Genomic DNA, 26,490 nt, shown 5'->3' on the forward strand with positions numbered 1-26,490 from the left:
CGATGCCCGCGCCCCGCACCGCGGTCGATCGTCCCGGTCGCACGCGGCGTCACCGACTTAGGTCGGGTGCGCGCACCGCCGACGGATGGTCGAGCCTCCCGCGGCCTCCCCCGTAGTCTTCGAGCATGAGCCAGCCCACAGTCCCGGTCCACGAACCGAGTGCCGCCGCGACCGGCGGCGCGAGCCCCGCATCCACCGCCCCGCCCGGCGCAGAGCCCGCTCTGCACGTCGACGGTCTGCGCAAGTCCTTCGACGGCACCGAGGTCGTGCACGGCATCTCGCTGTCGATCCCGCGCGGCGCCTTCTACGGGATCGTCGGCCCCAACGGCGCAGGCAAGACCACGACCCTGTCGATGGCGACCGGCCTGCTCCGGCCCGACGGCGGCAGCTCGCACGTGCTGGGCGCCGACATGTGGAGCGAGCCCGAGCGCGCCAAGGCGCAGATGGGGGTGCTGGCCGACGGCCTGCGCACCTTCGACCGCCTCACCGGGCGCGAGCTGCTCACCTACGTCGGCCTCATCCGGGGCATGGACCCCGCGGTCGTCGACGAGCGCAGCACCTCGCTGCTCGAGGCCATGGACCTCGCCGGGGAGGACGGCAAGCTCGTCGTCGACTACTCGGCCGGAATGACGAAGAAGATCCTCCTGGCCTGCGCGCTCATCCACGCCCCTCGCCTGCTCGTGCTCGACGAGCCGCTCGAGGCCGTGGACCCGGTCTCCGGGCAGCGGATCCGCCAGATCCTGCGCGCCTTCGTCGCCGGCGGCGGCACCGTGGTGCTCTCGAGCCACGTCATGGAGCTCGTCGAGGAGCTGTGCTCGCACGTCGCGATCATCGCGCGCGGAGAGATCCTCGCCGACGGCACGCTCGAGGAGGTCCGCGCGGGCGGCAGCCTCGTGCAGCGCTTCATGGACCTCGTCGGAGCGGGCGAGGTCGAGGAGGGGAGCCTGTCATGGCTGCAGTCGTGAGGACCGACGAGCACGGGGCCCCTGCGGGCGGCCCCTTCGGCGCCGCGGGCAGCGCCCGCACCCCCGGGGGCTCCGGGACCTCCGGGACCTCCGACATCACCACCGCGGGAGGCTCCCTGCACGGCAGCGTGCGCGGCATGGCGCTCGTGCGGCTGCTCATGCGGCTGAAGTGGATCCTGTGGCGCCGCTCGTTCCGCAAGAACGTCGGCAAGATCGTCGGCACCGTCTTCGGCGGCCTCTACGGACTGGGCGGGATGGCCACCCTGGTCGCCCTGGTCGTCGCGACGGTCGTCATGGACGCCGACGGGTCCGTGTTCCCCACCGCCGTCCGCGCGCTGGGCACGGCGCTCGTGCTGGTCTGGCTGCTGCTGCCGCTGTTCGCCTTCGGCGTCGACGACTCCCTGGACCCCCGCAAGCTGGCCCTGTACCCGCGCACCGCACGGGAGCTCCAGCCGGGAATGCTGGCCGCCGGGGCCATCAGCCTGCCCACCCTGTTCACCGTGCTCGGGGTCGCGATCACGAGCGTCGGCGTCATCATCTGGGCGGCGATGCATGCGGCCGGGCCCATCTGGATGGTCCTCGCGATCATCGCCCTGGTCCCCGCCCATCTCGCCGGCATCGTGCTCTGCCTGCTGCTGCCGCGCGCGGTCCTCGCGCACCAGGCATCGCGCTCCTCCTCGCGGCGCGGCCGCGAGGTGGGCGGGGTGATCGGCATCGTCGTCATGCTGGGCGCCCTCTACGGCATCAGCCTGCTGGGGCAGTCGCTCGACGGCGCGAACATCTCCCTGTGGTCGAAGGTGCTCGCCACCGGGGCGCAGATCGGGGCGTGGACCCCCTTCGGCGCGCTCTTATCCGTTCCCGTCGATCTCGCCCAGGGCGCCGTGCTCCCCGCGCTCGTCCGCGCGGTGATCGGAGCGGCCACCATCGTGCTGATGTGGCTGTGGTGGCGCCGCAGCATCGATCTGGCGATGCGCGAGGCCCTGGTCGGCGATGCCTCCTCCGGCAGCGCGAAGGTCTCCGCCCTGGTGCCGCGCTTCGTGCGCTCGAGCGCGTTCGGCGCGGTCATGGGCCGCTCCCTGCGCTACTGGCGGCGCGATTCCCGCTATCTCGCCTCGGTCGTGATCATGCCGGTCATGCTCGTCTTCTTCGTGGCGATGGGCCTGATCAACGAGAACAACCGCGTCACGCCGTTCATAGGCGTGCTGCTGGTGGCGGCGATCAGCGGGATCACGCTCGCGAACGAGATCGGATTCGACGGGCCCGCGGGCTGGGTGAACATCACCGCGGGGGTCCCGGCCCGTGCGAACCTGCGCGGTCGAATCGCCGCGATGGCCGTGTTCACCGTGCCGTTCCTGGTGCTCGCAGCGATCGTGATCCCGATCCTCATGGGCCGGCCGGACCTGGTGCCCATGATCCTGCTCGGCGCGCTCGGGCTGATGATGGGCGGCTGGGGCGCCTCGTCCCTGATCGGGACGATCATGCCGTACCCGACGGCCGCTCCCGGCACGAACCCGATGAAGGACCGCTCGTCCTCGAACGCGAGCGCGATGCTCGCGATGGGGCTGGCGACGGCCGCGGTGTTCGTCCCGCAGCTGCCTGCGGTCGGCGTCGCGATCTGGGGGCTCGTCGTCGACGGGCCGATGATCCTGATCGGCGCCGGGGTGCTCTCCCTGGTGATCGGGGTCGTGGTGCTGCTGGTGGGCCTGCGGCTCGCCGAGCGTCGGCTCGAGGCGCACTACGTGGACGTCTTCCAGCGGGTGCACCACCACGTGTGAGCCCGGGCCCTCCGGTCAGTCCCCCGCGACCTCGCGGATCATCACGCGGGCGTCGACCGGGCCGTGGGGTCCCGGGTAGTAGCCGGGCCGTCGGCCGATGTCCTGGAACCCCGCCGCCTCGTAGACGGAGCGGGCGCGCGCGTTGTCCTCGCGCACCTCGAGCACGAGGGCGCGCGCGCCTCCCTCGCGGGTAGCGCGCAGCGACCAGTCGAGCAGGGCTCGACCGATGCCTCGGCCGGGCAGGGTGGTGCCGATCGTGTGGAGGTCGGCCGAGTCGCCGAGGAGCATGACGCCCGCGTAGCCGACGATCTCGCCGGGGGCATCGGGCTCGTCGGCGGATCCGCCGCTCGGGGGCCCGCTCCCCCGCTCGACGATGACGAAGCGGCGGGAGGGGTGCGCGATCTCCTCGCGCACCATGTCGAAGGTCCAGGCGTCCTCGGGGAACAGCCGCAGCTCGAGCTCGGCGATCGGCAGGGCGTCCTCGAGGGTGGCGATGCGCAGGCGCATCCCCTCGGGCAGCCGCGTCTGCTCGGGGAAGTCCTCGGGCTCCGGTGCGGACGATCGCTCGGCGGCGGGTTCGGGCGCGGGCTCGGTCACCGCCGCCCCAGGGCGCTCTTGCGCGCCGACGGCTTCTTCGCGTCGGGCTCGCGCAGGTAGAGGGGCTCGGTCGAGGACAGGTCCTCCCCCGCGTCGAGCCGGCGCCACGCCTCGCGCAGCAGGGAGCCGGCGTCGACGTGGGCGAGCGCGGAGTTCGGATGCAGGATCTCGCTGTGCAGGAGAGCGCCGGAGCCCGCGACGACGTCGCAGGCCATGAGCTCCTCGGCGACGTCCGCCGGGGCCGAGACGGAGGGACCCTCGACCCGCTCGATCCGCGCTCCGGGCGCCGACGGCGACTGCCCGTCGGCCCGCTCGTAGCGCGCCCAGTAGACCTCGCGGCGCCGCGCGTCGAGCGCGATCGCGAGGCTGCGGGCCTCGGGGGTCTCCTCGGCGGCCTGCAGGGCGAGCGCGTCGAGGGAGCACAGGCCGTGCAGCGGGATGTCCAGGACGAACGCGATCTCGCGCGCGGTCACGAGACCCACGCGCAGGCCCGTGAAGGGGCCCGGGCCGCGTCCGGCGACGACGGCCTCGAGATCGGCGCGTCCACCGCCCGCCCGACGGAGGGTGTCGTCGATGAGGGCCATCAGCACCTCGTCGTGATGCCGCGCGCGGTCGTCCTGGCCCACGGCCAGCACGCGCCCGCTCTCCCGGTCCCCGACGGCCACGCCGACGGCTCCCGAGGTGTCGATCCCGAGCCACATCATGCCTCGCGCCCTTCCGTGGTCGTGGTGGATGCCTCGCCCCCGAGCGCCTCGCGGACCGCGCGGATCCGCGCGTCGTCCCAGCGCGGCCCGACGAAGGTGAGGGTGAGCGCACGGGGCTCGTCGAACTCCTCGCCGTCGCCGGCGGCGATGTCCTGCTCCGGCTGCGCCTGTTGCGCCTGCTGGAGCGGCTGCGCCGGCTGCGCGTCCTCCGCGCCGGTCGCGCGGGAGAGCTCGACGAGCAGGTGCGAGTCGCTCAGCTGCTCGACGACGTCGCGTCCCCACTCGACGACCATGACAGCGTCGGAGAGATCGGAGTCGAGGTCGAGGTCGTCGATGTCCGCGCCGCCGCCGAGCCGGTAGGCGTCGACGTGCACGAGGGCCGGCCCGCCCGCCTCGCTCGGATGGACCCGGGAGATCACGAAGGTCGGGGACGCGACGGGGCCGCGCACCCCCAGTCCCTCGCCGAGTCCCTGGGTGAAGGTGGTCTTCCCGGCGCCGAGCGGTCCGTCGAGCACGAGCAGGTCGCCCGCACCGAGGCGTCCGGCGAGCCGTCGCGCGAGATCGCGGGTGCTCGCGGCGCCGGTCGTGGTGAAGGTGAGCGACGCGGCGCCCGGTCCGGCCCCGGCGCCGCTCATCAGCGCCGCTCCCGCGGCACGCGGTTGGAGACCGAGGTGAGGATCTCGTAGGGGATGGTGCCCGCGGCAGCCGCCCAGTCGTCGGCGGTCGGGACACCGGGATGGTCATCGGGGAGAGTGGGCTCCGCGGCATCGAGGTCCGCGAGGGCGGGGGCCGACGGGGCCTCGTCGCTCGTCCCGATCGACTCCGGCTCCAGCTCGGGCGCCGGCTCCTCATCGTCCCGAGGCTCCGTCGGACCGTCCGCGTCCGCCGCGGCATCCGGCTGCTGCGCGGGCTCCTGCTCCGGCTCCGGTTCCCCCTCCGTCTGCGCGGAGGCGACGAACTGCGGGGTCACGGCGACCTCGGACGCGTCGTCGTCCAGGGGCGCGAGCGCCTGGGCGGCTCCGAACAGCACGACCTCGTCTCCCGCGCGGGCCCGGGACTCCGATCCCAGGTCCACCACGATCTGGTCCATGCTGATCCGCCCGACCTGCTGGGCGCGGTGGTCGCCGTCGTCGGAGCGCACGAGCACGCTGACACCGCCGGAGGCGGCGCGCGGCAGCCCGTCGGCGTAGCCGATCGGCACCAGGCCCAGGCGGGTGGGCGCGGGGGTGGTGAAGCGGTGGCCGTAGCCGACGGTCTGCCCTGCGGGCACGTCCTTGACGAGGGCGAGCCGGCTGGTGAGCGTCAGCGCCGGGCGCAGATCCAGATCGGTGGGGACGGGCGGGTAGCCGTACAGGCCGATGCCCGGGCGCACGATGTCGCGGTGCAGGTCGCGCCGGGTGAGGGTCGCGGCGGTGTTCGCGAGGTGCTGGAGCGGGATCGGGCCCGCCTCCTCCTCGAGGGCCTCGCAGGCGGAGTCGAAGATCTCGACCTGCTGGTCGGTCATCGGGTCCTCGGGGTCGTCGGCCGCGGAGAGATGCGTCCATGCCCCGCTGAGGCGGATGAACTCGTCCTCCCTGGCGGCGGAGCCGATCGCGGCGAGCTTCGCGGGCAGGGCGCCGTTGCGTCCCATGCCGGTGTCGATCTTCACGTGGACGCGGGCGCGGCGGTCGGCCTGGCGGGCGGCGTCGGCGACCATCTTGAGCATCGCGAGGCTGCCCACGGAGATCTCGACGCCCTCGGCGACGACGGCGGGGAGGATCTCGGCGGCGGTGCGCGGCTCGTACAGCCAGCTGAAGATCGGCACCTCGATGCCGGCGCGGGAGAGCGCCAGGGCGGAGGCCGGATGGGCGACGCCCAGCCAGGTCGCTCCCCCGGCGACGGCCGCGCGGGCGGCGCTGAGCATGCCGTGCCCGTAGCCGTCGGCCTTGACCACGGCCATCAGCGCGGTGTGCTCGCGCAGCGAATCGGCGATCACACGCGTGTTGTGCGTGATCGCCGAGGTGTCCACGACGGCCCTGTTGGGCACGTGCCGAGGATCCTCTGCGGGGATCGGGATGCTCATGCTCCTCCTGCCTCGTCGGCCGGCGGTCTCCGGTCGGCCCCGGCAAGGATAGTCGCGACGGCGCGCGGGAGGTGCTCGGCGACGTCCAGGGCGGCGATCGGAGCCGTTCCTCCGAGGGCCGCGTCACGGGCCGCGCGGCCGTGCACGAGGGCGGCGAGCGCGGCGGCGCGAGGTCCGGGCAGACCCGCCGCGAGCAGGGATCCGAGCACTCCGCCGAGCACGTCGCCGGCGCCCGCGGTGGCGAGCTGCGAGGTCGCGTCGTCCTGGCTCAGCAGGGGCTCCGAGGGGTCCGACGGGGCGATGATCGTCACAGCTCCCTTGAGCAGGACCGTCGCCCCAGTGGCCTCGGCGAGCGCGCGGGCGAGATCCGGCGCGGGCTGCTCGGGGTCGATGCCCAGCGCCCGTGCGAGCCGCGCGGCCTCCCCGGCGTGCGGGGTGAGCACGACGCCGGGGTGGAACCCGTCGAGCGCGCCGCCGTCGCCCGTGCCCACGGCGCCGAGCGCCCCTGCGTCGACGACGCCGGGCAGTCGCGTCCGCTCGTGGGGCCGGTGCCCGGTGCGCAGGTCCGCGAGGGCGCGCGCGAGGCGCGGATCGTCCTCGGGAACGCCGGAGCCGACCACGCGGGCCTGGTGCTTCCCCTCGCCCCCGACGACCTCGGGCCGACGGGCGAGCACGAGGTCGAGCACGCTGCGCGGGGCGTCCAGGCGCACCATGCCCGCTCCCGCACGGGCGGCGCCGCTGACCGAGAGCACCGCGGCACCGGGGTAGGTCCCGGAGCCGGCGGTGATCTCGACGACGCCGCGCGAGTACTTGTCGTCCCCGCGGCCCGGGGTGGGCCAGAGCGCCGCGGCATCGTCCGTCTCCAGGCGCTCGAGGGCGGGACGCTCGGGCAGGTGCGGGCCCAGGCCGATGTCCACGAGGTGCACGGTCCCGGAGAGGTCGGCGCCGCCGGGCAGCAGCAGACCCGTCTTCACGGCCCCGAAGGTGACGGTCTCGCGGGCCGCGAGCGCACCGGGGTCGGCGGCGCCGGTCGTCGCGTCGATGCCGCTCGGCACGTCGACCGCGAGAACGGGAGCATCCAGGTCGCGCACCGCGTCCAGCAGCTCGCGCAGCGCAGGCGAGAGTTCGGGGCGCCCTCCGATGCCGGTGATCGCGTCGAGCACGAGGGAGATCGGGCCCCGCGCGAGGAGCTCGTCGAGGCGCGTGAAGACACGCCCGCCGCTCGCGCGCAGCGCCGCGGCCCCCTCCTCGTGGTGGCGTCCGAGGACGGCGAGCGCGTCGGCGGCGACCCCGCGGCGACGCAGCAGGGCGGCGGCGAACAGGCCGTCGCCGCCGTTGTCCCCCGCCCCGGCGAGCACGAACACGCGCGCGCCGGCGGCGGTCTGGGCCCCCGTCGGCCCCGCGCCCCTCGATCCCGCACTGCCCTCGCGCCCCCTGCGCAGATGCACGAGAGCCCGCTGCGCGAGCGCGAACGCCGCGCGCTGCATGAGCGGCTCCCCCGCCTCGAGCAGCGGGGCCTCGGCGGCGCGCACCTGGTCGGCGGTGAACGCGCGGATCATGCGGGCACCGTCCGGGGTGCTGTGCCGCGCTCGGCGACGACCACGGCGGTCGCGACGTCGGCGTCGTGGGAGAGGGAGAGGTGCAGGTGGGCGACGCCCTGGCGCTCGGCCGCGGCGAGGGTCGCCCCGGTGAGGACCAGGTAGGGCCGGCCCGCCGCCGTGCGCTCGACGGTCACGTCCTGCCACGAGTAGTCGCCGGGGGCGCCGAGCGCCTTGCCCACCGCCTCCTTCGCGGCGACGCGGGCCGCGCGCGAGGCGGGCGAGAGCCCGCGCTCGGACGGCGCGAGCAGACGATCGAGCAGGGCGGGCGTGCGAGCGGCGAGGGCGTCGAGGCGGGCGATGCCCACGACGTCGACGCCCACGCCGACGACGACGCCGTCCTCGCGCGGCGCGAAGGCGCGCGAGGACGGCGGGAGCTGTGCGGGGGTCACCCCGGCAGTATCACATCGAAACGTGCGCGGGAGCGGGGCGCGAGCGAAGCGGGAGCAGGGCGGGCGCCCCCGCCCCGCGCCTCACTCGACGGTGACGGACTTCGCGAGGTTCCGCGGCTGGTCGACGTCCAGGCCCTTGGCGGCGGCGAGCTCGCACGCGAAGATCTGCAGCGGGATCACCGTGAGCAGGGGCGCGAACAGGGTCCGGGTCGCGGGCACGCGCAGCACCACGTCGGAGTACGGGAGCACGTCGTCGTCGCCGTCCTCGGCGATCACGAGGGTGCGGGCCCCGCGGGCGCGCACCTCCTGGATGTTCGAGACGACCTTCGAGTGCAGGGAGTCGCGGCCGCGCGGCGAGGGCACGATCACGAAGACCGGCTGCCCCTCCTCCACGAGGGCGATCGGCCCGTGCTTGAGCTCGCCGGCGGCGAAGCCCTCGGCGTGGATGTACGCGATCTCCTTGAGCTTGAGCGCACCCTCGAGGGCGGTCGGGTAGCCGACGTGGCGGCCCAGGAACAGCACGCTGGAGACGTCGGCCATGGCGCGGGCGAGGTCGCCCACCTGCTCGGCGTCGTCGAGGACGCGCTGCACCTGCGCGGGCAGCTGGTCGAGGTCCTCCATGAGCGCGGCGATCTCGTCGGGGTACAGGTTCCCGCGCACCTGCGCGAGGTAGAGGCCCAGCAGGTAGCAGGCCGTGATCTGCCCCAGGTACGCCTTGGTGGAGGCGACAGCGATCTCGGGGCCGACGTGCAGGTAGAGCGCGGCGTCGGCCTCGCGCGGGATGGTCGAGCCGTGCGTGTTGCAGATGGCCACGACCTTGGCCCCCTGCTCCTGCGCGTGGCGCATGGCCATCAGGGTGTCCATGGTCTCGCCGGACTGGGAGATCGCGACCACGAGGGTCTTCTCGGTGACGATCGGATCGCGGTAGCGGAACTCGTGGGCGAGCTCGACCTCGGTGGGGATGCGGCACCAGTGCTCGATCGCGTACTTCGCGACGTTGCCGGCGTTCGCGGCAGTGCCGCAGGCGACGACGATGATCTTGTCGACGCTGCGCAGCACCGAGGGGTCGATGCTCATCTCGTCGAGGTGGAGCTTCCCGGACTCGATGCGTCCGCGCAGGGTGTCGGCGACGGCGGTGGCCTGCTCGTGGATCTCCTTGGCCATGAAGGAGTCGTGGCCGGCCTTCTGCGCCGCGGTCACGTCCCACTCGATGGTGAAGCGCTTGGGCTCGGGCACGAGCTCGCCCTCGAAGGTGGTGACGACGACCTCGTCCGCGGTGACGGTGACGATCTGGTCCTGGCCGATCTCGAGGGCCTCGCGGGTGGAGTCCACGAAGGCGGCGACGTCGGAGCCCAGGAAGTTCTCGCCCTCGCCGAGGCCGACGACGAGCGGGGAGTTGCGGCGGGCGGCGACCACGCGGTCGGGGGCGTCGCGGTGCACCGCGAGGAGCGTGAAGGCGCCCTCGAGGCGGGCGACGGCCGCGCGCATCGCGTCGGTGAGGTCACCGGTGCCCTGCATCTCGCGGGCGACCAGGTGCGCCGCGACCTCGGAGTCGGTCTCGGAGCGGAACGCGAAGCCCTCGGCCTCGAGCTCGGCGCGCAGGGCCGCGAAGTTCTCGATGATGCCGTTGTGCACGAGGGCGAGCTCGTCGTGCTTCCCGCCCAGGTGGGGGTGGGCGTTGTCGTCGGTGGGCGCGCCGTGGGTGGCCCAGCGGGTGTGGCCGATCGCGACCGGGGAGGTGGTGTCCTCCTCGCCCGCGAGCGCGTCGCGCAGGTTCTGCAGCTTCCCGGCGCGCTTGGCGACGCGCACCGAGCCGTCGTCGATCACCGCGATGCCCGCGGAGTCGTAGCCGCGGTACTCGAGGCGCGCGAGGCCTTGGAGGGCGACCTCGAGAGGACGGGGAGAGGGGGAGGCGGGGGCGGAGCCCACGTAGCCGACGATTCCACACATGGCCCCGACGCTAGCGGGCGCGGACCCCTCGGCGCCCCCTGCGGCACGGGTCCGAGGGAGGCCTCGCTCACCTTCGCCGGGGCCCGTGCACGGCCCTGACGGGGAGTGCTCACGACCTGTCAGATTCGCGCACCGACCCCTGCGCGGTCCTGCGCGGAACGGTCATGCGGTGCCGCTCGTCCGCGTCCGTCGGGTCCCCGTGCCCCACCGTTCGCCTCCGCGACCCGGCCATTCGCGCCCGCGGGCCCCGCGGCCGATGGAACAATGGCTGACCATGAGATCCCATGCGGTCCACGGATCGTTCACCCCCTTCGACGAGATCCGCCGCGAGGACTGGGCCCGGTTGTCGGACCAGACGCCCCTCCCCCTGACCGCCGAGGACGCCGAGAAGCTGCGGGGACTGGGCGACAAGCTGGACCTCGCGGAGATCGACGCGGTCTACCGCCCCATCACGCACCTGCTCAACATCCAGGTCGGCTCCGCGCAGGAGCTGCGACGGGCGCGCAGCGGCTTCCTCCACCAGGGCCTGCAGCGCACGCCCTACGTGATCGGCGTGGCGGGCTCGGTCGCGGTCGGCAAGTCCACGACCGGTCGTCTGCTGCGCGAGCTCATGGCGCGTCGGCCCGACACCCCGAACGTGCAGCTGGTGACGACCGACGGGTTCCTGCTGCCGACGGCGGAGCTCGAGGCCCGCGGCATCCTGCACCGCAAGGGATTCCCCGAGAGCTACGACCGCAAGGCCCTGCTGCGCTTCGTCGCGGAGGTCAAGGCGGGCACGGACCGCGTCGAGGCGCCCGTCTACTCCCACCTCGTCTACGACATCGTGCCCGATCAGAAGGTGGTCGTGGAGCGCCCCGACGTGCTCATCATCGAGGGGCTCAACGTGCTGCAGCCCCCGACGCCGCGCAGCGACGGCCGCCTGGGCGTCGCGGTCTCCGACTACTTCGACTTCTCCGTCTACGTCGACGCGCGCACCGAGGACATCCGCCGCTGGTACATCGAGCGCTTCCTGCGTCTGCGGCAGACGGCCTTCTCCGATCCGCGCTCCTACTTCCATCGCTACTCGCGCCTGACCGATCAGGAGGCGCGCGCGACCGCGGAGAAGATCTGGGACGACGTCAACGGCCCGAACCTCGCGGAGAACGTCGCCCCCACGCGCGGCCGCGCGGACCTCGTGCTGCGCAAGGACGCCGAGCACCGCGTGCGCAGCGTCCTGCTGCGCAGGGTCTGAGAGCCGCGGGAGAGGACGGAGAAGGGGCCGACGGTTTCCCGTCGGCCCCTTCCTCAGACCCTCAGAGCGAACAGACCCTCAGAGCGAGAGGCGCTCGCGCACGACCGCCGCGAGCTTCTCGGCGGCCGTGGTCGCGACCTCGTCGCTCGGGGCCTCGACCATCACGCGCACCACGGGCTCGGTGCCCGAGGGGCGCAGCAGCACCCGGCCGCTCTCGCCGAGCTCGGCCTCGGCCGCAGCGACCGCGTCGAGCACGCTCCGGTCGATCGAGGCACGGGCCTTGTCGACCCCCTTGACGTTGATGAGCGCCTGCGGGAGGCGGGTCATGACGTCGGCCAGCTCGCGCGCGCTGCGGCCGGTCGTGGCGATGCGCTGCAGCAGGTGCAGGGCGGTCAGCTCGCCGTCGCCGGTGGTGGCGTGCGCGGCCATGATCACGTGCCCGGACTGCTCCCCGCCCAGCGAGTAGCCGCCCAGGTTCATCTCCTCGAGCACGTAGCGGTCGCCCACGGAGGTCTGCCCGAGGGTGATCCCGTGCTCCTTCATGGCGATCTTCAGGCCCAGGTTGCTCATCACGGTGACGACGAGGACGTCGTCGTGCAGCTGCCCGCGCTCCTTGAGGTCCAGGGCGAGGATCGCCATGATCTGGTCGCCGTCGATCTCGCGGCCCTCGGCGTCGACCGCGAGGCAGCGATCGGCGTCGCCGTCGAAGGCCACGCCGACGTCCGCCCCGTGCTCGACGACGGCCGCCTGCAGCTTCTCGAGGTGCGTCGAGCCGCAGTCCTCGTTGATCTGCTTGCCGTCGCTGCGGTCGCCGATCACGTGCACGGTCGCGCCTGCGCCGCGCAGGGCGGCGGGAGCGGTCTCGGAGGCGGCGCCGTTCGCGCAGTCGGCGACGACGGTGAGGCCGGTCAGCGGGCCGTCGAGCGTCGAGACCAGGTGCTCGACGTACTGCTCGACCGCTCCGCCGTAGTCGCGGATGGTGCCGACCTCGGTGTCCAGGGGCCGCTGCCACTGCTCGCCGAGGCGGGCCTCGATCGCGTCCTCGACCTCGTCGGGCAGCTTGGTGCCGCCGCGTGCGAAGAACTTGATGCCGTTGTCGGCAGAGGGGTTGTGGGAGGCGGAGATCATCACGCCGAGGTCCGCGCTCGAGGTCTTCACGAGATGGGCGAGCCCGGGGGTGGGGAGGATCCCGGCGTCCTCGACGTCGACGCCCGCGGAGGCGAGGCCCGCGCACACGGCGGCGCTCAGGAAGTCGCCCGACGGGCGGGTGTCGCGGGCCACGATCGCCCGGGCGCGGGCGCCGTCGAAGGCGCCGAAGGTCGCGAGCACGTGGGCGGCGGCGACCGAGAGGTCGACCGCGAGCTCCGCGGTGATGTCCACGTTCGCGGTGCCGCGCACCCCGTCGGTGCCGAACAGTCGTGCCACAGGGGTCTCCTCGGGATGGATGCTGGAAGCCGGGTGCTGGCGCGGGGCGCCGCCCGGGCAGGGTACCGCGATGGGCTCGCGGTCCTCTGGGCGACGCCACCGACGTGGCGCGTCGCTCGCTGTGGACGGGCACCGCCGTGCCCCGCGCGGCAGTAGCCTGGAGGGTATGCCCACTGCGGACCTGCTGCCCCACGTGCCGCCCACGGTGATCACCCACCAGGTGGGGAGCCGGGCCGCGGGCCACGGCCTCGCCTACGCCCGCGAGGGCCGCGTCGAGGATCTCGTCTGGGACGTCGACAGCGGGACCGTCACGGCCGACGTCCAGGGCAGCGCGGGCTCCCCCTATCGCACGGTCGTCACCCTCGCCGAGTACGAGGAGGACGCGGTCTCCCGCCGCTTCCTGCCCGCCGAGCCGGGCGGGCTGTGGCGCCCCCGTCGCTCCCGCTGCTCGTGCCCGATCGGCGCGGACTGCAAGCACGTCGCCGCGGTGCTCTATCACCTCGACGACCTCGGCGCGGCCGAGGAGAGGCGCGAGACGCCCGCCGAGTGGCGCAGCGTGCTGCGCCCCCTGCTCACCGAGTCCCCGAGCGAGGAGGTCCCCCAGCCCCTCGCCATCCGCTTCGACCTCGAGGTCTCGCGGGTGGGACCTGGGGTCTCCCGCCTGCGCCGCGAGACCGCGACCCCCGCGCTGCTCGCCGAGGGCGGCGACCTCTGGCTGGGCCTGCGGCCGATGACGATGGGGCGCAAGGGCACCTGGATCAAGGGCGGGCTCTCCTGGCGCACGTTCGAGTTCCGGATGGCCGGCCGCGCCTACCACACGGGCCACGCCGAGGCCCTGACCCGCATGTTCGCCTCCGCCACGGCCGAGCGCTCGTACGCGAGCGGCTCGATCGAGCACCTCTGGCTGAACTCCATCGGCTCCCCGCTGATCTGGCAGTCCCTCGCGTACGCGCGCGACGCCGGCGTCGAGTTCCTGCCGGGCGACGGCCTGCGCGCGATCGAGCTGGCGTCTGTCGGCGCGGTCGAGGTGGACCTGCGCATCCCCGAGGGCGGCAGCGACCTCCAGGTCCTCCCCCGCATCACCCTCGAGGGCCAGGACGTCGCGCAGGCCCGGCCGCTGGGCACCGCGGGCGTGATCGCCCTGGACGACCCCTCGGCGCCGACGGACGACGGCTCGCGCTCGCGCGCCACGGGCTTCTCGGCGCGGATCGCGCCCGTCGGCTCCCCGATCCCGACGGCCCTGCAGCGCCTCTTCCAGCGGCCCGAGCCGCTCGTCGTGCCCGGAGAGGACCGCGAGGACTTCCTCGAGGACGCATACCCGCGCCTGCGCACTGTCACGCGCGTGACCAGCAGCGACGGCAGCGTCGAGATGCCGGCGATCGAGCCCGCGACCCTGCACCTGGCCGCCGCCTACGCCCCCGACGACCGCCTCTCGCTCACCTGGACCTGGCGCTACCACGACCCCGCCCGCACCCTGCCCATGGACCAGCGCCAGGGCGTGCGCCGCGACGTGGCCCACGAGGACGAGGTGCTCGCCCGGGTGAGGACGCTGTGGCCGACGGCCGGCGGCGACGCCCCCGAGCAGCTGAGCGGCCCGGACACGGCCCGCTTCTCCGAGCACGTGCTCGACGAGCTCGGCGGTCTGCCGCATGTGCGCACCGAGATCGTCGGCACCCGCCACGCCTACCGCGAGCTCGACGGCGCCCCGAAGGTGCGCATCACCCAGCAGCAGTCCCCCGGCAAGCACGACTGGTTCGACCTGGGCTTCGAGATCACCATCGACGGCCGGCAGATCCCCTTCCCCACCCTGTTCGTCGCGCTCGCGCAGGGCAGGACCCGGATCATGCTCCCGGACAAGACGTACTTCTCCCTGGACAACCCCGCCTTCGACGCCCTGCGCGAGCTCATCGCCGAGGGCGAGGCCCTCGCCGAGTGGGACCCGCAGCAGCAGTCCATCAGCCGCTTCCAGGTCGGCATGTGGGAGGACCTCGAGGAGATCGCGGAGTCCGCCGAGGCGAGCGCGGAGTGGGAGCGCACCGTCGGCGCCCTGCAGGACGCGGGCGACCTGACCCCGCCCCCGCTCCCCCGCGCCCTCACGGCTGACCTGCGCGACTACCAGCGCGACGGCTACTCCTGGCTCGCCTTCCTCTTCCATCACGGGCTGGGCGGGGTGCTGGCCGACGACATGGGCCTGGGCAAGACCGTGCAGACCCTGGCCCTCATCGCCCACGCGCGCGAGAGCGCTCCGGTCGTCGTCGACGGGGCCGACGGCTCGGTCTCCGACGCGCCGCCGCCGTTCCTCGTCGTCGCCCCCTCCTCTGTGCTCCCGGTGTGGCGCGCGGAGGCCGAGCGCTTCGCCCCGGACCTCGACGTGCGGCTCGTCGACCGCACCTCCCGCGCCCGCGGCGAGGATCTCGCCGAGACGGTGCGCGGCGCGGACCTCGTGGTCACGAGCTACACCGTGCTGCGCATCGATGACGACGAGTTCGCGCGCGAGCAGTTCCAGGGGCTCGTGCTCGACGAGGCGCAGTTCGTGAAGAACCGCCGTTCGCGCACGCACCAGGCGGCGAAGAACGTGCGCGCCTCGTTCCACCTCGCGATCACCGGCACCCCGATGGAGAACTCCCTGGACGACCTGTGGTCGATCCTCGAGATCGCCGCGCCCGGCCTGCTGGGCCCCGCCATCGGGTTCCGCCAGCGCTTCACCCTGCCCATCGAGAGCGGCGAGCACCCCGAGCGGATGGACGTGCTGCGCTCCCGGCTGCGGCCGTTCATGCTGCGGCGCACCAAGGAGATGGTCGCCTCCGAGCTCCCCGAGAAGCAGGAGCAGGTCGTGAAGGTCGAGCTGGGCCCCGATCACAGGGCGCTCTACGACTCGGTGCTCCAGCGCGAGCGCAAGAAGGTGCTCGGCCTCATCGACACGGACCTCGATCGCAATCGCTTCATCGTCTTCCGCTCCCTGACCCTGCTGCGGATGATGGCGCTGGACCCGTCGATCGTCGACGCCGAGGCCCACGGCGACGTGCCGAGCTCGAAGCTCGAGGCGCTCTTCGACCGTCTCGAGGAGGTCCTGGGCGACGGCCACCGGGTGCTGCTGTTCAGCCAGTTCACCTCCCACCTACGGCACGTGGCCGACGAGCTCACGATGCGAGGGGTCGACTTCAGCTACCTGGACGGCTCGACCCGCGATCGCGACGCCGCCGTGCGGGAGTTCCGCGAGGGCGATGCGCCGGTCTTCCTCATCTCGCTGAAGGCGGGCGGCTTCGGCCTGACCCTCACGGAGGCCGACTACGTGTTCCTGCTGGACCCGTGGTGGAACCCGGCGGCGGAGAACCAGGCCGTCGATCGCGCCCACCGCATCGGCCAGGAGCGCCAGGTGATGGTGTTCCGGATGGTCGCCGAGGACACGATCGAGGAGAAGGTCCTCGCCCTGCAGCAGCGCAAGGCAGCCCTCTTCGACTCCCTGACCGACGGCGGGAAGGCGTTCCGCTCGGGGATCACCGCGCAGGACATCCGCGAGCTGCTCGAGTAGGGGCCGGCGCGGCGCTCCCCGCCCCCTCCCCACCCGGGACACGAAGAACCCCGCCACCAGCAGGTGACGGGGTTCTTCGGTGCGGAGCCGGCAGCAGGGCCGGGGCTCTCCGCGTCGATCGCGGTGATCGGGTCCGATCAGCGCTTCGAGTACTGCGGGGCCTTGCGGGCCTTCTTGAGACCGGCCTTCTTGCGCTCGATGACGCGGGCGTCGCGGCTCAGGAAGCCGGCCTTCTTGAGCGCGGGACGGTTGTTGTCCCGGTCGATCTCGTTGAGCGCGCGGGCCACGCCCAGGCGCAGGGCGCCGGCCTGGCCGGAGGCGCCGCCGCCGTTGATGCGGGCGACGACGTCGAAGCGGCCCTGGAGGTCGAGCACCTTGAAGGGCTCGTTGACCTCCTGCTGGTGCACCTTGTTCGGGAAGTACTCCTCGAGGCTGCGGCCGTTCACGGTCCAGGTGCCGGTGCCGGGCACCAGGCGGACGCGGGCGACGGCCTGCTTGCGGCGACCGGTGCCGCCACCGGGGGCGGTGATCGACTGGCCGGTGCCGACAGCCGCCTCAGCGGTGGACTCGGTCGTGAAGTTGGTCGGGGTCTCGTCGAGGGTCTCGACGGTCTCGGTGGTCTCTGTCACGGTTCTCCTCAGTATGTTCCGTGCGGCAGGGCGAGCGCGGGGCGCGCCCGCTTACTGCGCCACCTGGTCGAAGGTGAATTCGGTGGGCTGCTGTGCCTTGTGGGGGTGCTCCGGGCCGGCGTAGACCTTGAGCTTCTTGAGCTGCTGGGTCGCCAGCTTGTTCTTCGGGAGCATCCCGCGGACAGCCTTCTCGACCGCGCGCTCGGGGTAGGTCTCGAGGAGCTCGGAGTAGGGGATGGCGCGGAGGCCGCCCGGGTAGCCGGAGTGGCGGTATGCCAGCTTGGCCTCGCGCTTGTTGCCGGTCAGGGCAACCTTGTCAGCGTTGATGATGATGACGAAGTCGCCTGCATCCACGTGGGGTGCGAAGACCGGCTTGTGCTTTCCCCGCAGGAGCTGAGCAGCCTGGGAAGCGAGCCGGCCGAGGACGACATCCGTTGCGTCGATGACGTACCAGGAGCGCTCGACATCGTCGGGCTTCGGGGTGAACGTACGCACTCGTGCCTTCTTCTCTCGTCGTGTGTGCCCCGCATGGATCAGGGGCGCGCGGATGCACGCCCCCGGGGGCACGATTCGATCTGGACCGTGGACACGCTTCCTTCGGTTAAAGCATGGCCGTCTCGTCGCGCCTGGATCCCGCCCCGTCGGTCGCGGGCCGCGGTGATGAAGCGCGGATCGCTGCTGACGGTGAGACCCTCGATGCGTGTGAGGAACCCTGCTCGCGCCGGCGTGAGCTTCGGCTGCGGTTCGGGTGCACATCTGGGCACGTCGACTCGCCATGATAGCCGGGCGGACGAGGGCCGGTCAATGCCGCGCGTGCCTGCCGACCTGCGAGAACGCTCGCTGTGGTCGATTCCACTCCGAGCTGTCTCCCGCGCGGCCGCCGGGCCGTCACCCGCGCAGCCGGCGGGCCGTCATCCGCGCAGCCGTCGGGCCGCCTCGGCCTGCGCGGCGAGATCCCCGTCGGCCGGGTACTCGACGCTCTCGAGGGTGAGCCCCTCCGGCGGCGCCATCGGGGCGGCGCCGGGCGCCGTGCGGGTCGCGGCCTCGCGGGTGCGGGCGCGGAGGATCTCGAGGGGCCAGTCGGTGTCCCGTCGGCCCTCGCCGACGGCGAGCATCGCGCCCACCAGGGAGCGCACCATGTGGTGGCAGAAGGCATCGGCCCGGACGGTCGCGACCACCAGGTGCTGGTCGCGCCGGCCCCCGCCGGGGCGCTGCCACGACAGCTCGCGCAGGGTGCGGATCGTCGTCGCGCCCTCGCGCGGACGGCAGAAGGACAGGAAGTCGTGCTCCCCCAGGAGGGCCGCGCTCGCCTCCCCCATGGCGTCGACGTCGAGCGCGCGCCGATGGCGCAGCACGTCGCGCCGCAGCGGATCATGGACGAGCGGCCCGTCGGAGATGCGGTAGCGGTACACCCTGGCGAGCGCCCCGAAGCGCGCGTCGAAGGCCTCGGGGGCCTCGCGCGCGGAGCGGACGACGACGTCCGCCGGCAGCACTCCTCCCAGGCGCGCGACGAGGGCGTCGGCCGGAGCGCGGTCGCTGCGCCCGGGAAGCGCCGCGACCGCCCGGTCCGGGAGGTCGAGGTGGGTGACCTGCCCCTGGGCGTGGACCCCTGCATCGGTGCGGCCGGCGACCGTGACCTGGACCTCCGTGCGCGTCACGCGCTGCAGCGCCTCCTCGAGCACCCCCTGCACGGTGCGCTGCCCGGGCTGGGCGGCCCAGCCGTGGAAGCCGGTGCCGTCGTAGGCGAGATCGAGGCGCAGACGCATGGGAGCGAGCGTAGTCGTCCCGCTCCCCGGCACCGCCCCGGGCCGGTCACCGGTCGGCCGGTAGGGTGTGCCGCGTGAAGATCCTCGTCATCGGCTCCGGGGGCCGCGAGCACGCCATCGTGCGCCGCCTCTCCCGCGACTCCCCTGCCCCGGTCCTCCACGCCGCTCCCGGGAACCCCGGCATCGGCGACCACGCCACCTGCCACGACGTCGCGCTCGACGACCACGAGGGCCTCCTGGCCCTCGCCCGCGAGCTCGAGGTCGACCTGGTCGTCGTGGGGCCCGAGGCGCCGCTGGTCGCGGGCCTCGCGGACGTTCTGCGCGAGGACGGCATCGCCGTCTTCGGCCCGTCGGCGCAGGCTGCCCGCCTCGAGGGGTCGAAGACCTGGGCGAAGGAGATCATGGAGGCCGCGGGCGTGCCCACGGCCCGCTCCGTGTCCGTCTCCTCCGGCGACGAGGTGCTCGCCGGCCTGGACCGGGTGAACCCGCTGCGCGACGTGCCCTTCGTGGTGAAGGCCGACGGCCTCGCCGCGGGCAAGGGCGTCGTGGTCACCGACGACATCGAGCACGCGATCGCGCACGGCCGCGCCGTCATCGGCGCCGGCGGATCCGTCGTCGTCGAGGAGTACCTCGACGGCCCCGAGGTCTCCCTCTTCTGCGTGAGCGACGGAACGCGCGTGGTGCCGCTTGCGCCCGCGCAGGACTTCAAGCGCGCGCTCGACGGCGACGAGGGTCCGAACACGGGCGGCATGGGCGCCTACTCGCCCCTGCCCTGGGCCGATGCGGACCTGGCCCGCGAGGTCGTCGCGACCGTCGCCCAGCCCACGATCGACGAGCTCGCCCGACGCGGCACGCCCTTCGTCGGCATCCTCTACTGCGGCCTCGCGCTGACCGCTCGCGGCGTGCGCGTGGTGGAGTTCAACGCGCGCTTCGGCGACCCGGAGACGCAGGTCGTCCTCGAGCGCCTCACCAGCCCCTTCGGCGAGCTGCTGCTCGCGGCCGCGCGCGGCGACCTGGGCGCCGTCGCCGAGCCCGCCTGGTCCGACGACGCCGCGGTGACCGTGGTCCTCGCGGCCCCCGGCTATCCCCGTCGCCCCCGGACCGGTGACCACATCTCCGGCTTCGACGAGGCGGCCGCGGAGGGCGCGGTCGTGATCCACGCCGGCACCGACGTCGACCCCGAGGGCCACCTGGTGAGCTCCGGCGGGCGCGTGCTCTCGGTCGTCGGCGTCGGCCCGACGCTCGAGGCCGCGAGGACGGTCGCCTACGCGGGCATCGACCGGATCGACCTGCCCGGCTCGCACCACCGCACCGACATCGCGCAGCAGGCCGCCGCGGACGAGGCGGGCAGGTCTGAGGGCGCCGCCGACGAGGCTGCCGGGTCAGAGGCGGCGGGAGCATGAGCCCGTCGGCCCCTGACGTCCCGTCGGCCCCGGACCGCGCCTCGCGCTCCGCGCCGCTGATCACCGCCCCGGTCCTGCCGGGCTGGGACCACGCGGTGAGCGGCAAGGTCCGCGAGCTCTACGTGCCCGCGGGCGAAGACCTCGCCGGGGCTCGCGAGGTGCTCGTGGTCGCGACCGACCGCATCAGCGCGTACGACTTCTCCCTCGCCCCCGGCATCCCCGACAAGGGACGCGTGCTCACGGGGATCTCGCTGTTCTGGTTCGAGCAGCTGGCGGACATCGTCCCGAACCATGTGATCTCGGCCGAGGACGTCCCCGAGCAGGTGCGCGGCCGCGCGCTGCGCTGCCGCGCGCTGGACATGATCCCGCTCGAGTGCGTGGTGCGCGGCTACCTCACGGGCTCGGGCCGCGCGGACTACGAGCGCGACGGCGCCGTGGGCGGCCATGCGCTGCCCGCGGGCCTCGTGGAGGCCTCGCGCCTGCCGCGCCCTCTGTTCACCCCGTCGACCAAGGCCGAGCAGGGGGAGCACGACGAGAACATCACCGTCGACCAGGCGCGCGAGCGCCTGGGCGGCGAGCTCGTGGACCGGCTGGACGAGCTCACGCGCGCCGTCTACGTGCGCGCGCAGCAGATCGCGGCCGAGCGCGGCATCCTGCTCGCGGACACGAAGCTCGAGTTCGGCTTCTCGCGGGCCGACGGGACGCTCACGCTCGGCGACGAGGTGCTCACCCCTGATTCCTCGCGCTTCTGGTCGGCCGACGCCTATCGCGAGGGCGTCACCCAGCCCAGCCTCGACAAGCAGTTCGTGCGCGACTGGCTGACCTCCGACGCCTCGGGCTGGGACCGGACCTCCGGCCAGGAGCCCCCGGAGCTGCCGGCCGACGTGGTCGCGCAGACCCGCGACCGCTACGTCAAGGCGTTCGAGCGCCTGACCGGCCGGGAGTTCGCCTCCGCGGAGTGAGGCATGCGGGATGAGGGGGCGTGAGTCGGCTCCCTCGGACCGTCGCGCCCCTTCGGTCCGCCGCCCGCTTCACCGCCGCCGCCCGCTTCACCTCCTCCGCCCCGCACGCTCCGAATCGCTCGCCTCCCACGTCGTTCCGTTCCCGCCTCGCCCCCACCCTGGCGTCCCTTCGGCAACTTCGGGTATGTGATGCAATTCACATTTCGCATCCCCGTCCTCAGCCCTTCGTATGTCGGTGCCCCCGAGGAGCATGGGTGCATGGACGAGGAAGACCGGAGCGCGGCGACCGCGCGGGCACCGAGGAGCAGCGGGATGACCACCGCCTCCTCGGCCTCGGTCGCGGTCGACGGTCGGGTGCTCCTGCATCCCCGTCCTGTCGCCTCTGCCGATGTCCTCTCAGCCGGTGCTCCGTCGGCCGCCGACGCGGCCTCCCCCACCCGTGACGAGCCCCTCGACCTCGGCGCCGTCGCCGACGCGCTCGGCCGGGTCGCGCTCTCGACCGACGCGTCCTTCACGGGCACCGGATCCGGCCTCGATGCCGCAGCGCTCTCGCAGGTCCTCTCCGTGATCGACCGCGCGCACTCGGCGCTCTCCGCGCTCGAGATGCGGACCATGACCGCACTCGACACCGCCGTGCGCGGTCAGGACATCGCCGAGGGCGCGCCCGCCCGTGACCAGGGCCGCCGCACCGCCGACGAGGTCCGGATGGCATCGCGCATCTCCCCCGCCCTGGCCTCCCGCCGGCTGCGCGCCGGAGAGCGCCTGGTTCGGGAGATGCCGCGCATGTTCGAGGCCCTCGCGACCGGTGCGATCACCTCCGAGTCCGCCTACGCGATCGGCCGTGCGGCCGGTCCGGTCCAGCCGGATCTCCGCTCCGAGGTCGACGAGGTCCTTGACCAGCACCTGCCTGACCTCGAGGGCGCGAACACCTCGCGCTGGTCCCGGGAGGTCGATGCGCTCGCACAGACCCTCGATCCGCAGCGCGCTCCGCGCCGCCGCCGTCGCGCCGAGCAGGAGCGATCCGTGACCGTGCGCGCCGGAGCGCACGGGATGGGCACCGTGACGGCGCATCTCTCGGGACTCGACTGCCAGGCGATCCGTCGGCGGCTCTCGCTCGAGGCGGAGAAGATGCGCGCCGCCGGCGATGACCGCACGCACGGCCAGCTCATGGCCGATCTGCTCTCCGACACGATCCTGGGCCGCCACGGCACCGTGGATCCGGTGGCGCTGCAGATCGGCGTCGTCATCTCCGAGCGCGCCCTCTTCTCCCCCGCGCACGGCGAGCCCGCCATGATCGAGGGCTACGGAGTGATCGACGCCGGCCAGGTGCGCGACCACGTGCTCGGCCAGGACATCGATACCCGACGCGAGCGGGCGCATCACTCCCTGCTCGGCGAGCCGCCGCAGGCTGAGCCCGAGCAGCCGACCCTCGACGAGGACCTCCCACTGCCGGACGCCATCGCGGACCTCACGGACCTCGAGGCGCCCGCGCAGCGCCGCACGCAGCAGGTCGACGCGATCACGGTGCACCTGCGCGCGGCGCGGGGCGTCCCGCCCGCGGAGGATCTGCGGGCCCAGGACCCGCCGGGATCGAGCTCGTCGACGACGTCGCCGTCGAACGACCGCCCCTCCCCCTCCGACGCTCCGCATCCGGACGCGGGCCGCTCCGGCACCGACGCCGCCGGGCTCAGCCCCGGCGAGCGGTACCGGCGCGCGCTCCAGGTGCTGGAGGCCGAGGAGGGGATGGCCGATGAGCTGCGCCGCCTGTACACGCACCCCAGCACCGGCGAGCTGGTGGCGATGGAGTCGCGCTCACGCGCCTTCCCACAGGGTCTCGCTCGCTACATGCGCATCCGCGAGATCCTCTGCGGCGGGCCGTACTGCGACGCCTCGATCCGGCATGCGGACCACATCCGCCCCCACGCCGAGGGCGGGCTGACCAGCGCGCTCAACGGGCAGGCTCTGTGCGCGCACTGCAACCTCACCAAGGAGACGCTGGGCAGCGCCGAGCATGTCCCCGCCGAGGACGGCAGCCACCGCGTCACCTGGACCTCGCGCCTCGGCGCCACGGCGACCGTGACGCCCGGCTCCCAGACCGGGCTTCCGATGTCGCGGACCGCGGCGCAGGCGCACGCGCTGGACGCGGATCCCCGACCCTGGTTCGATCGTGTCGCGGTCGACGGCCATACCCGCGGGAAAGGCCGCTCCCACCTGCGCCTTCTCATCGAGGAGCCCGAGCTCGAGCCCGTCGAGGGCCTCATCGCGTGCGATCCCTGCGCAGGGCGCTCCTCCTCCGACGAGGCCCGCATGCACCAGGCGGCGATGGACGCCTTCGGCCCGGCCTTCTCCGGCTGCGATGACGACTGGGACGAGCTCGACATCCTCGATGAGCTCGACCGGCTCGACGCTCTCGGCCGGCCCGACGACGACCTGGGAAGCCTCCGCTCGTCGGCGTGAGCGCCCAGCAGTGGGCTCCAGAACCAGCACGTCAGTCCGACGGCGCGACGCCGACTGAACGACGCGACGCCGACAGAGGAACAGGGCCTGCTCCCGCCCCGCGTCCCAGTCCCAGTCCCACCCCGAGGACCGGTCACCCCGCGGCAGCGACCTCCACGACCCGATCGCCCTCGGGCCAGTCGCGGACCTCGGTGCCCTCGGGCGCGAGGTTCGTGGACTGGGCGATGAAGATCGTCCTCCCCTGCGGGCTGACGACGTTGTCATGCACCGGAAGCGCGAGCACCGGACGCACCGCACGCAGGAAATCGATGGTCTCCTGCATCTTCGACCAGGGGGCGACCACGCCGAAGGCGAGCACATCGATGCCTGCGAACTCCGGCACCACCTCGAGGGAATCACCGGTCACGCCGAGCCGCGGCTCGCCCGGGGCGGAGATGACGAGGCCCGAGTTACCGACCCGGGGGATGTCCGGGTGGATGATCGCGTGCTCACCGCCGACGGCCCCCACCTCGACCTCGCCGACCGTCTCCACGGCCCCGGCGGGCAGTTCGAGGAGCTGATCCGCACCGAGCGCGCCCTCGAACGCGCCTCCCGGCAGCTCCCGCTCCCCGCGCAGCCCCGCCGCGGTCTGCGGCTCCGCCAGCACGCGCGCCTCGGGCGAGGCCTCGAGCACGCGCGCGAGCAGCGCGGGAGCGACGTGGTCGGCGTGCTGGTGGGTGATGGCGACCGCGTCGTACGGCCCCGCGGCCAGCACCGCGTCCGGATCGCTGAACGAACCGGGGTCCACGAGCAGACGCAGGCCCCCGGTCTCGACCGCGAGGCAGGAATGTCCCAGGTGACGGATCTTCATCATGTGCTCCTTCGGCGTTCTGGCGGACGCCCCGCGGACACCATGCGCGTCCGCGGCCCGTGCGCCTCTAGGATGAAGGCTCGCACACCGCCGCGCGGGCGCGCACGTGCGCGCTCTCGCTGGTCCGCCGGAGCCCGCCACCCCGACAGGAGAACCCATGCCACGCGTCGTGGTCCACGTCATGCCGAAGCCCGAGATCCTGGACCCGCAGGGCAAGGCGGTCGCCGCCGCCCTCCCCCGGCTGGGCTTCGAGGGGATCGCCTCCGTGCGACAGGGCAAGCGCTTCGAGCTCGAGCTCGAGGGGCCGGCCGACGAGGCCGCGCTCGCGCGGGTCCGCGAAGCCGCCGAGACGCTGCTGTCGAACCCCGTCATCGAGGACGTCGTCGCCGTCGAGACCGTCGAGGAGCAGGCCTGATGCGCATCGGCGTCGTCACCTTCCCGGGCACCCTGGACGACCGCGACGCGCTGCGGGCGATCGCGCAGGTGGGCGGCGAGCCCGTCGCCCTCTGGCACGGCGAGGACTCCCTGCGGGACGTCGACGCGGTGGTCCTGCCCGGGGGCTTCTCCTACGGCGACTACCTGCGCGCGGGCGCCATCAGCCGCTTCGCCCCGGTCATGGAGCGCGTGGTCGACGCCGCGAACGGCGGCATGCCGGTCCTCGGCATCTGCAACGGCTTCCAGATCCTCTGCGAGACGCACCTGCTGCCCGGCTCGATGATCAAGAACGCCCACCGCGCCTTCATCTGCCGCGACCAGCCGCTGCGCGTGGAGAGCACGGCGAGCGCGTGGACCTCGGAGTTCGCCGAGGGCGAGGTCATCCGCATCCCGCTGAAGAACCAGGACGGCCAGTACGTGGCCGACGAGCGCACCCTCGCCCAGCTCGAGGAGGAGGGCCGCGTGGTCTTCCGCTACGTCGCCGGCGCCACCCACGGGCCCGAGGGCTTCGAGGAGAACCCCAACGGCTCGCGGCACGACATCGCCGGGGTCCGCAACGAGCGCGGGAACGTCGTCGGCCTCATGCCGCATCCCGAGCACGCCGTCGAACCCGGCTTCGGGCCCGACGAGCCCGGCCGCGGCACCCGCACCGGGACCGACGGCCGTCGCTTCTTCACCTCGGTGCTGGGGTCGCTGGTCGCCTGAGCGCACGAGTGCCGCCGCGACCGCCTGCGTGAGGTCGCGAGCGAGGAAGGGCGCCGAAGGATCCCACGATCCGTCGGCGCCCTTCTGTCTCTCCCTGACTCCCCCGGCTCTCCCCGGTTCACTCCCCGGGCGACCCCGCGATCGCCCGCAGGTTCGCCAGGTGATCGCGCCAGCGACGCAGCCCGTCCTTGGTGAGCGAGAGGGTGGTGCGCGGGCGCTTGCCCACGAATCCCTTCGCGGCCTTCACGAATCCTGAACCCTCGAGCTCGGCGATCTGCTTGGAGAGCACGGAGTCGCTGACCTGCAGCTCGTCGCGCAGCTCGCCGAAGGCGATGGACTCGACGGAGGCGAGCGCCGCGACGATCGAGAACCGCACCGGGTGCGCGAGCTCGGACTCGAGGCGGAAGCGGGGGTGGTCCTTCGCGGTCGCGCTCATCGCGCCTGCACCTCCCCGCGCCCGGCTCCCTGACGGCTCCGCGCCTTCAGGGCCGCCGCCTCACCGGTGACGGCGACGACGAACAGGACGAAGAACAGAGGGGCGATGACGAAGGCGAGCGTCGTGGTCGCGAGGAACATCCCGGCGATCCAGAGCACGCCCCAGACCGCCATCAGCGCGATCCAGCGACGGCCGAGCCCGCGGCGCCAGCGGTCGCGGAAGATCCACAGCGGGACCATCGCGACGCCCACCCAGACCAGGGAGAACACGAGCACGAGCAGGTTCGGGGCGACGTCGGCCGACTCGGGCACGAGGGCCGCCAGGTGCAGGCCGATCACCGCGAAGGCGCCGATCACGCACAGCATGCCGAAGGTGATGAAGGCCGCCGGGATCGTGGCCGGGAGGGTGCGGGAGCGCCCCTCGACCTCGGCGAGGAGCCGACGGGCCTGGTGGTCGTCGGGCGCGCCCGGCGCGCCGCTCGGGACGGTGTCCGGGTTCCTGTCGTTCGTGGTGCTCATGGCTGGTTCCTCTCGTCTCGGTCCTCCCGCGCCCTGGGTCGGAGCTGCGGCGTCATCGTTCGGGATCTCTCGACCACCGATGCGTACATCACATCAAG

The 26,490-nt window shown here is 73.5% G+C and carries 23 protein-coding genes; 9 read left to right on the plus strand and 14 right to left on the minus strand.

What is annotated here, in order from left to right; translation table 11 throughout:
* Window positions 1-125: 125 nt before the first annotated feature.
* Together I8D64_RS07105 and I8D64_RS07110 are read left to right on the plus strand one after the other, a co-directional pair.
* Window positions 126-965, plus strand: a complete 840-nt coding sequence (locus I8D64_RS07105; RefSeq protein WP_200501831.1) for an ABC transporter ATP-binding protein — start codon at window positions 126-128, stop codon at window positions 963-965.
* Window positions 950-2,740: a hypothetical protein gene (locus I8D64_RS07110; protein WP_246482834.1), complete on the plus strand. Its 1,791-nt coding sequence runs from the start codon at window positions 950-952 to the stop codon at window positions 2,738-2,740. The genes I8D64_RS07105 and I8D64_RS07110 overlap by 16 nt, the downstream gene beginning before the upstream one ends.
* Window positions 2,741-2,755: 15 nt before the next feature.
* Here the strand turns inward: I8D64_RS07110 and I8D64_RS07115 are convergent, their stop codons facing one another.
* The 7 genes from I8D64_RS07115 to glmS form a co-directional block, all read right to left on the minus strand.
* Window positions 2,756-3,337, minus strand: a complete 582-nt coding sequence (locus tag I8D64_RS07115; protein ID WP_228357704.1) for a GNAT family N-acetyltransferase — start codon at window positions 3,335-3,337, stop codon at window positions 2,756-2,758.
* Complete coding sequence (tsaB, locus tag I8D64_RS07120; RefSeq protein ID WP_343068470.1) at window positions 3,334-4,041, minus strand: tRNA (adenosine(37)-N6)-threonylcarbamoyltransferase complex dimerization subunit type 1 TsaB; 708 nt, start codon at window positions 4,039-4,041, stop codon at window positions 3,334-3,336. Before tsaB ends, I8D64_RS07115 begins: the two co-directional genes overlap by 4 nt.
* Window positions 4,038-4,676 (minus strand): tRNA (adenosine(37)-N6)-threonylcarbamoyltransferase complex ATPase subunit type 1 TsaE, encoded by a 639-nt coding sequence (tsaE, locus tag I8D64_RS07125; protein WP_200501832.1) that lies wholly within the window; start codon window positions 4,674-4,676, stop codon window positions 4,038-4,040. Before tsaE ends, tsaB begins: the two co-directional genes overlap by 4 nt.
* Window positions 4,676-6,103, minus strand: coding sequence for an alanine racemase (gene alr / locus I8D64_RS07135; RefSeq protein ID WP_246482835.1), 1,428 nt, complete (start codon window positions 6,101-6,103; stop codon window positions 4,676-4,678). The genes tsaE and alr overlap by 1 nt, the downstream gene beginning before the upstream one ends.
* Window positions 6,100-7,662, minus strand: coding sequence for an NAD(P)H-hydrate epimerase (locus I8D64_RS07140; RefSeq protein WP_200501833.1), 1,563 nt, complete (start codon window positions 7,660-7,662; stop codon window positions 6,100-6,102). Before I8D64_RS07140 ends, alr begins: the two co-directional genes overlap by 4 nt.
* Window positions 7,659-8,093, minus strand: a complete 435-nt coding sequence (locus I8D64_RS07145) for a holo-ACP synthase (protein WP_200501834.1) — start codon at window positions 8,091-8,093, stop codon at window positions 7,659-7,661. The genes I8D64_RS07140 and I8D64_RS07145 overlap by 4 nt, the downstream gene beginning before the upstream one ends.
* A gap of 81 nt (window positions 8,094-8,174) precedes the next feature.
* A complete protein-coding gene (gene glmS, locus I8D64_RS07150) occupies window positions 8,175-10,043 on the minus strand; it encodes a glutamine--fructose-6-phosphate transaminase (isomerizing) (protein WP_200501835.1) in 1,869 nt (622 codons plus the stop codon).
* Between the two features lie 274 nt (window positions 10,044-10,317).
* On the opposite strand from glmS, the gene coaA reads away from it, so the two are divergent.
* Window positions 10,318-11,274, plus strand: a complete 957-nt coding sequence (gene coaA, locus I8D64_RS07155) for a type I pantothenate kinase (RefSeq protein ID WP_200501836.1) — start codon at window positions 10,318-10,320, stop codon at window positions 11,272-11,274.
* 78 nt (window positions 11,275-11,352) lie between these two features.
* Here coaA and glmM read toward each other — a convergent pair whose 3' ends face one another.
* Complete coding sequence (glmM, locus tag I8D64_RS07160; protein WP_200501837.1) at window positions 11,353-12,699, minus strand: phosphoglucosamine mutase; 1,347 nt, start codon at window positions 12,697-12,699, stop codon at window positions 11,353-11,355.
* Between the two features lie 166 nt (window positions 12,700-12,865).
* Between glmM and I8D64_RS07165 the strand changes: the two genes are divergently transcribed.
* On the plus strand, window positions 12,866-16,231 hold the full coding sequence (locus I8D64_RS07165; RefSeq protein WP_200501838.1) for a DEAD/DEAH box helicase: 3,366 nt from the start codon (window positions 12,866-12,868) through the stop codon (window positions 16,229-16,231).
* A gap of 137 nt (window positions 16,232-16,368) precedes the next feature.
* Here the strand turns inward: I8D64_RS07165 and rpsI are convergent, their stop codons facing one another.
* The 3 genes from rpsI to truA all read right to left on the minus strand — a co-directional run bounded on the left by rpsI (window position 16,369) and on the right by truA (window position 18,626).
* Window positions 16,369-16,860 carry a 30S ribosomal protein S9 gene (rpsI, locus tag I8D64_RS07170; protein ID WP_152351821.1) on the minus strand — a complete coding sequence of 164 codons (492 nt, stop codon included), beginning with the start codon at window positions 16,858-16,860 and terminating at the stop codon, window positions 16,369-16,371.
* A 51-nt stretch (window positions 16,861-16,911) separates the two neighbouring features.
* Window positions 16,912-17,355: a 50S ribosomal protein L13 gene (gene rplM, locus I8D64_RS07175; RefSeq protein ID WP_200501839.1), complete on the minus strand. Its 444-nt coding sequence runs from the start codon at window positions 17,353-17,355 to the stop codon at window positions 16,912-16,914.
* 416 nt (window positions 17,356-17,771) lie between these two features.
* Window positions 17,772-18,626, minus strand: coding sequence for a tRNA pseudouridine(38-40) synthase TruA (gene truA, locus I8D64_RS07180; RefSeq protein WP_200501840.1), 855 nt, complete (start codon window positions 18,624-18,626; stop codon window positions 17,772-17,774).
* A 74-nt stretch (window positions 18,627-18,700) separates the two neighbouring features.
* Between truA and purD the strand changes: the two genes are divergently transcribed.
* From purD to I8D64_RS17245, 3 genes are all read left to right on the plus strand, one after another.
* Window positions 18,701-20,029 carry a phosphoribosylamine--glycine ligase gene (gene purD, locus I8D64_RS07185; protein ID WP_200501841.1) on the plus strand — a complete coding sequence of 443 codons (1,329 nt, stop codon included), beginning with the start codon at window positions 18,701-18,703 and terminating at the stop codon, window positions 20,027-20,029.
* Window positions 20,026-20,991: a phosphoribosylaminoimidazolesuccinocarboxamide synthase gene (locus I8D64_RS07190; protein WP_200501842.1), complete on the plus strand. Its 966-nt coding sequence runs from the start codon at window positions 20,026-20,028 to the stop codon at window positions 20,989-20,991. Before purD ends, I8D64_RS07190 begins: the two co-directional genes overlap by 4 nt.
* 312 nt (window positions 20,992-21,303) lie before the next feature.
* Window positions 21,304-23,448, plus strand: coding sequence for an HNH endonuclease (locus I8D64_RS17245; protein WP_246482836.1), 2,145 nt, complete (start codon window positions 21,304-21,306; stop codon window positions 23,446-23,448).
* A 133-nt stretch (window positions 23,449-23,581) separates the two neighbouring features.
* On the opposite strand, the gene I8D64_RS07200 is transcribed toward I8D64_RS17245, so the two are convergent.
* A complete protein-coding gene (locus tag I8D64_RS07200; protein WP_200501843.1) occupies window positions 23,582-24,298 on the minus strand; it encodes an MBL fold metallo-hydrolase in 717 nt (238 codons plus the stop codon).
* A gap of 157 nt (window positions 24,299-24,455) precedes the next feature.
* Between I8D64_RS07200 and purS the strand changes: the two genes are divergently transcribed.
* A complete protein-coding gene (gene purS / locus I8D64_RS07205; RefSeq protein WP_152351815.1) occupies window positions 24,456-24,713 on the plus strand; it encodes a phosphoribosylformylglycinamidine synthase subunit PurS in 258 nt (85 codons plus the stop codon).
* Window positions 24,713-25,438 carry a phosphoribosylformylglycinamidine synthase subunit PurQ gene (gene purQ / locus I8D64_RS07210; RefSeq protein ID WP_200501844.1) on the plus strand — a complete coding sequence of 242 codons (726 nt, stop codon included), beginning with the start codon at window positions 24,713-24,715 and terminating at the stop codon, window positions 25,436-25,438. The genes purS and purQ overlap by 1 nt, the downstream gene beginning before the upstream one ends.
* 118 nt (window positions 25,439-25,556) lie before the next feature.
* Here purQ and I8D64_RS07215 read toward each other — a convergent pair whose 3' ends face one another.
* Both I8D64_RS07215 and I8D64_RS07220 read right to left on the minus strand, forming a co-directional pair.
* Complete coding sequence (locus I8D64_RS07215) at window positions 25,557-25,874, minus strand: winged helix-turn-helix domain-containing protein (RefSeq protein ID WP_200501845.1); 318 nt, start codon at window positions 25,872-25,874, stop codon at window positions 25,557-25,559.
* Entirely contained in the window at window positions 25,871-26,392 is a 522-nt protein-coding gene (locus I8D64_RS07220; protein WP_200501846.1) for a hypothetical protein, read from the minus strand. Before I8D64_RS07220 ends, I8D64_RS07215 begins: the two co-directional genes overlap by 4 nt.
* Window positions 26,393-26,490 lie beyond the last annotated feature (98 nt).

Source organism: Brachybacterium halotolerans, assembly GCF_016623465.1.
Lineage (GTDB): Bacteria > Actinomycetota > Actinomycetes > Actinomycetales > Dermabacteraceae > Brachybacterium > Brachybacterium halotolerans.

What these genes read in the sequence shown, in the direction of transcription:
- I8D64_RS07105 (WP_200501831.1), top strand. Translation starts at nt 126, where the DNA reads ATGAGCCAGCCCACAGTCCCGGTCCACGAACCGAGTGCCGCCGCGACC.
- I8D64_RS07110 (WP_246482834.1), top strand. Translation starts at nt 950, where the DNA reads ATGGCTGCAGTCGTGAGGACCGACGAGCACGGGGCCCCTGCGGGCGGC.
- tsaB (WP_343068470.1), bottom strand. Translation starts at nt 4,041, where the DNA reads ATGATGTGGCTCGGGATCGACACCTCGGGAGCCGTCGGCGTGGCCGTC.
- tsaE (WP_200501832.1), bottom strand. Translation starts at nt 4,676, where the DNA reads ATGAGCGGCGCCGGGGCCGGACCGGGCGCCGCGTCGCTCACCTTCACC.
- alr (WP_246482835.1), bottom strand. Translation starts at nt 6,103, where the DNA reads ATGAGCATCCCGATCCCCGCAGAGGATCCTCGGCACGTGCCCAACAGG.
- I8D64_RS07140 (WP_200501833.1), bottom strand. Translation starts at nt 7,662, where the DNA reads ATGATCCGCGCGTTCACCGCCGACCAGGTGCGCGCCGCCGAGGCCCCG.
- glmS (WP_200501835.1), bottom strand. Translation starts at nt 10,043, where the DNA reads ATGTGTGGAATCGTCGGCTACGTGGGCTCCGCCCCCGCCTCCCCCTCT.
- coaA (WP_200501836.1), top strand. Translation starts at nt 10,318, where the DNA reads ATGAGATCCCATGCGGTCCACGGATCGTTCACCCCCTTCGACGAGATC.
- I8D64_RS07165 (WP_200501838.1), top strand. Translation starts at nt 12,866, where the DNA reads ATGCCCACTGCGGACCTGCTGCCCCACGTGCCGCCCACGGTGATCACC.
- truA (WP_200501840.1), bottom strand. Translation starts at nt 18,626, where the DNA reads ATGCGTCTGCGCCTCGATCTCGCCTACGACGGCACCGGCTTCCACGGC.
- I8D64_RS07190 (WP_200501842.1), top strand. Translation starts at nt 20,026, where the DNA reads ATGAGCCCGTCGGCCCCTGACGTCCCGTCGGCCCCGGACCGCGCCTCG.
- I8D64_RS17245 (WP_246482836.1), top strand. Translation starts at nt 21,304, where the DNA reads ATGACCACCGCCTCCTCGGCCTCGGTCGCGGTCGACGGTCGGGTGCTC.
- I8D64_RS07200 (WP_200501843.1), bottom strand. Translation starts at nt 24,298, where the DNA reads ATGAAGATCCGTCACCTGGGACATTCCTGCCTCGCGGTCGAGACCGGG.
- purS (WP_152351815.1), top strand. Translation starts at nt 24,456, where the DNA reads ATGCCACGCGTCGTGGTCCACGTCATGCCGAAGCCCGAGATCCTGGAC.
- purQ (WP_200501844.1), top strand. Translation starts at nt 24,713, where the DNA reads ATGCGCATCGGCGTCGTCACCTTCCCGGGCACCCTGGACGACCGCGAC.
- I8D64_RS07215 (WP_200501845.1), bottom strand. Translation starts at nt 25,874, where the DNA reads ATGAGCGCGACCGCGAAGGACCACCCCCGCTTCCGCCTCGAGTCCGAG.
- I8D64_RS07220 (WP_200501846.1), bottom strand. Translation starts at nt 26,392, where the DNA reads ATGAGCACCACGAACGACAGGAACCCGGACACCGTCCCGAGCGGCGCG.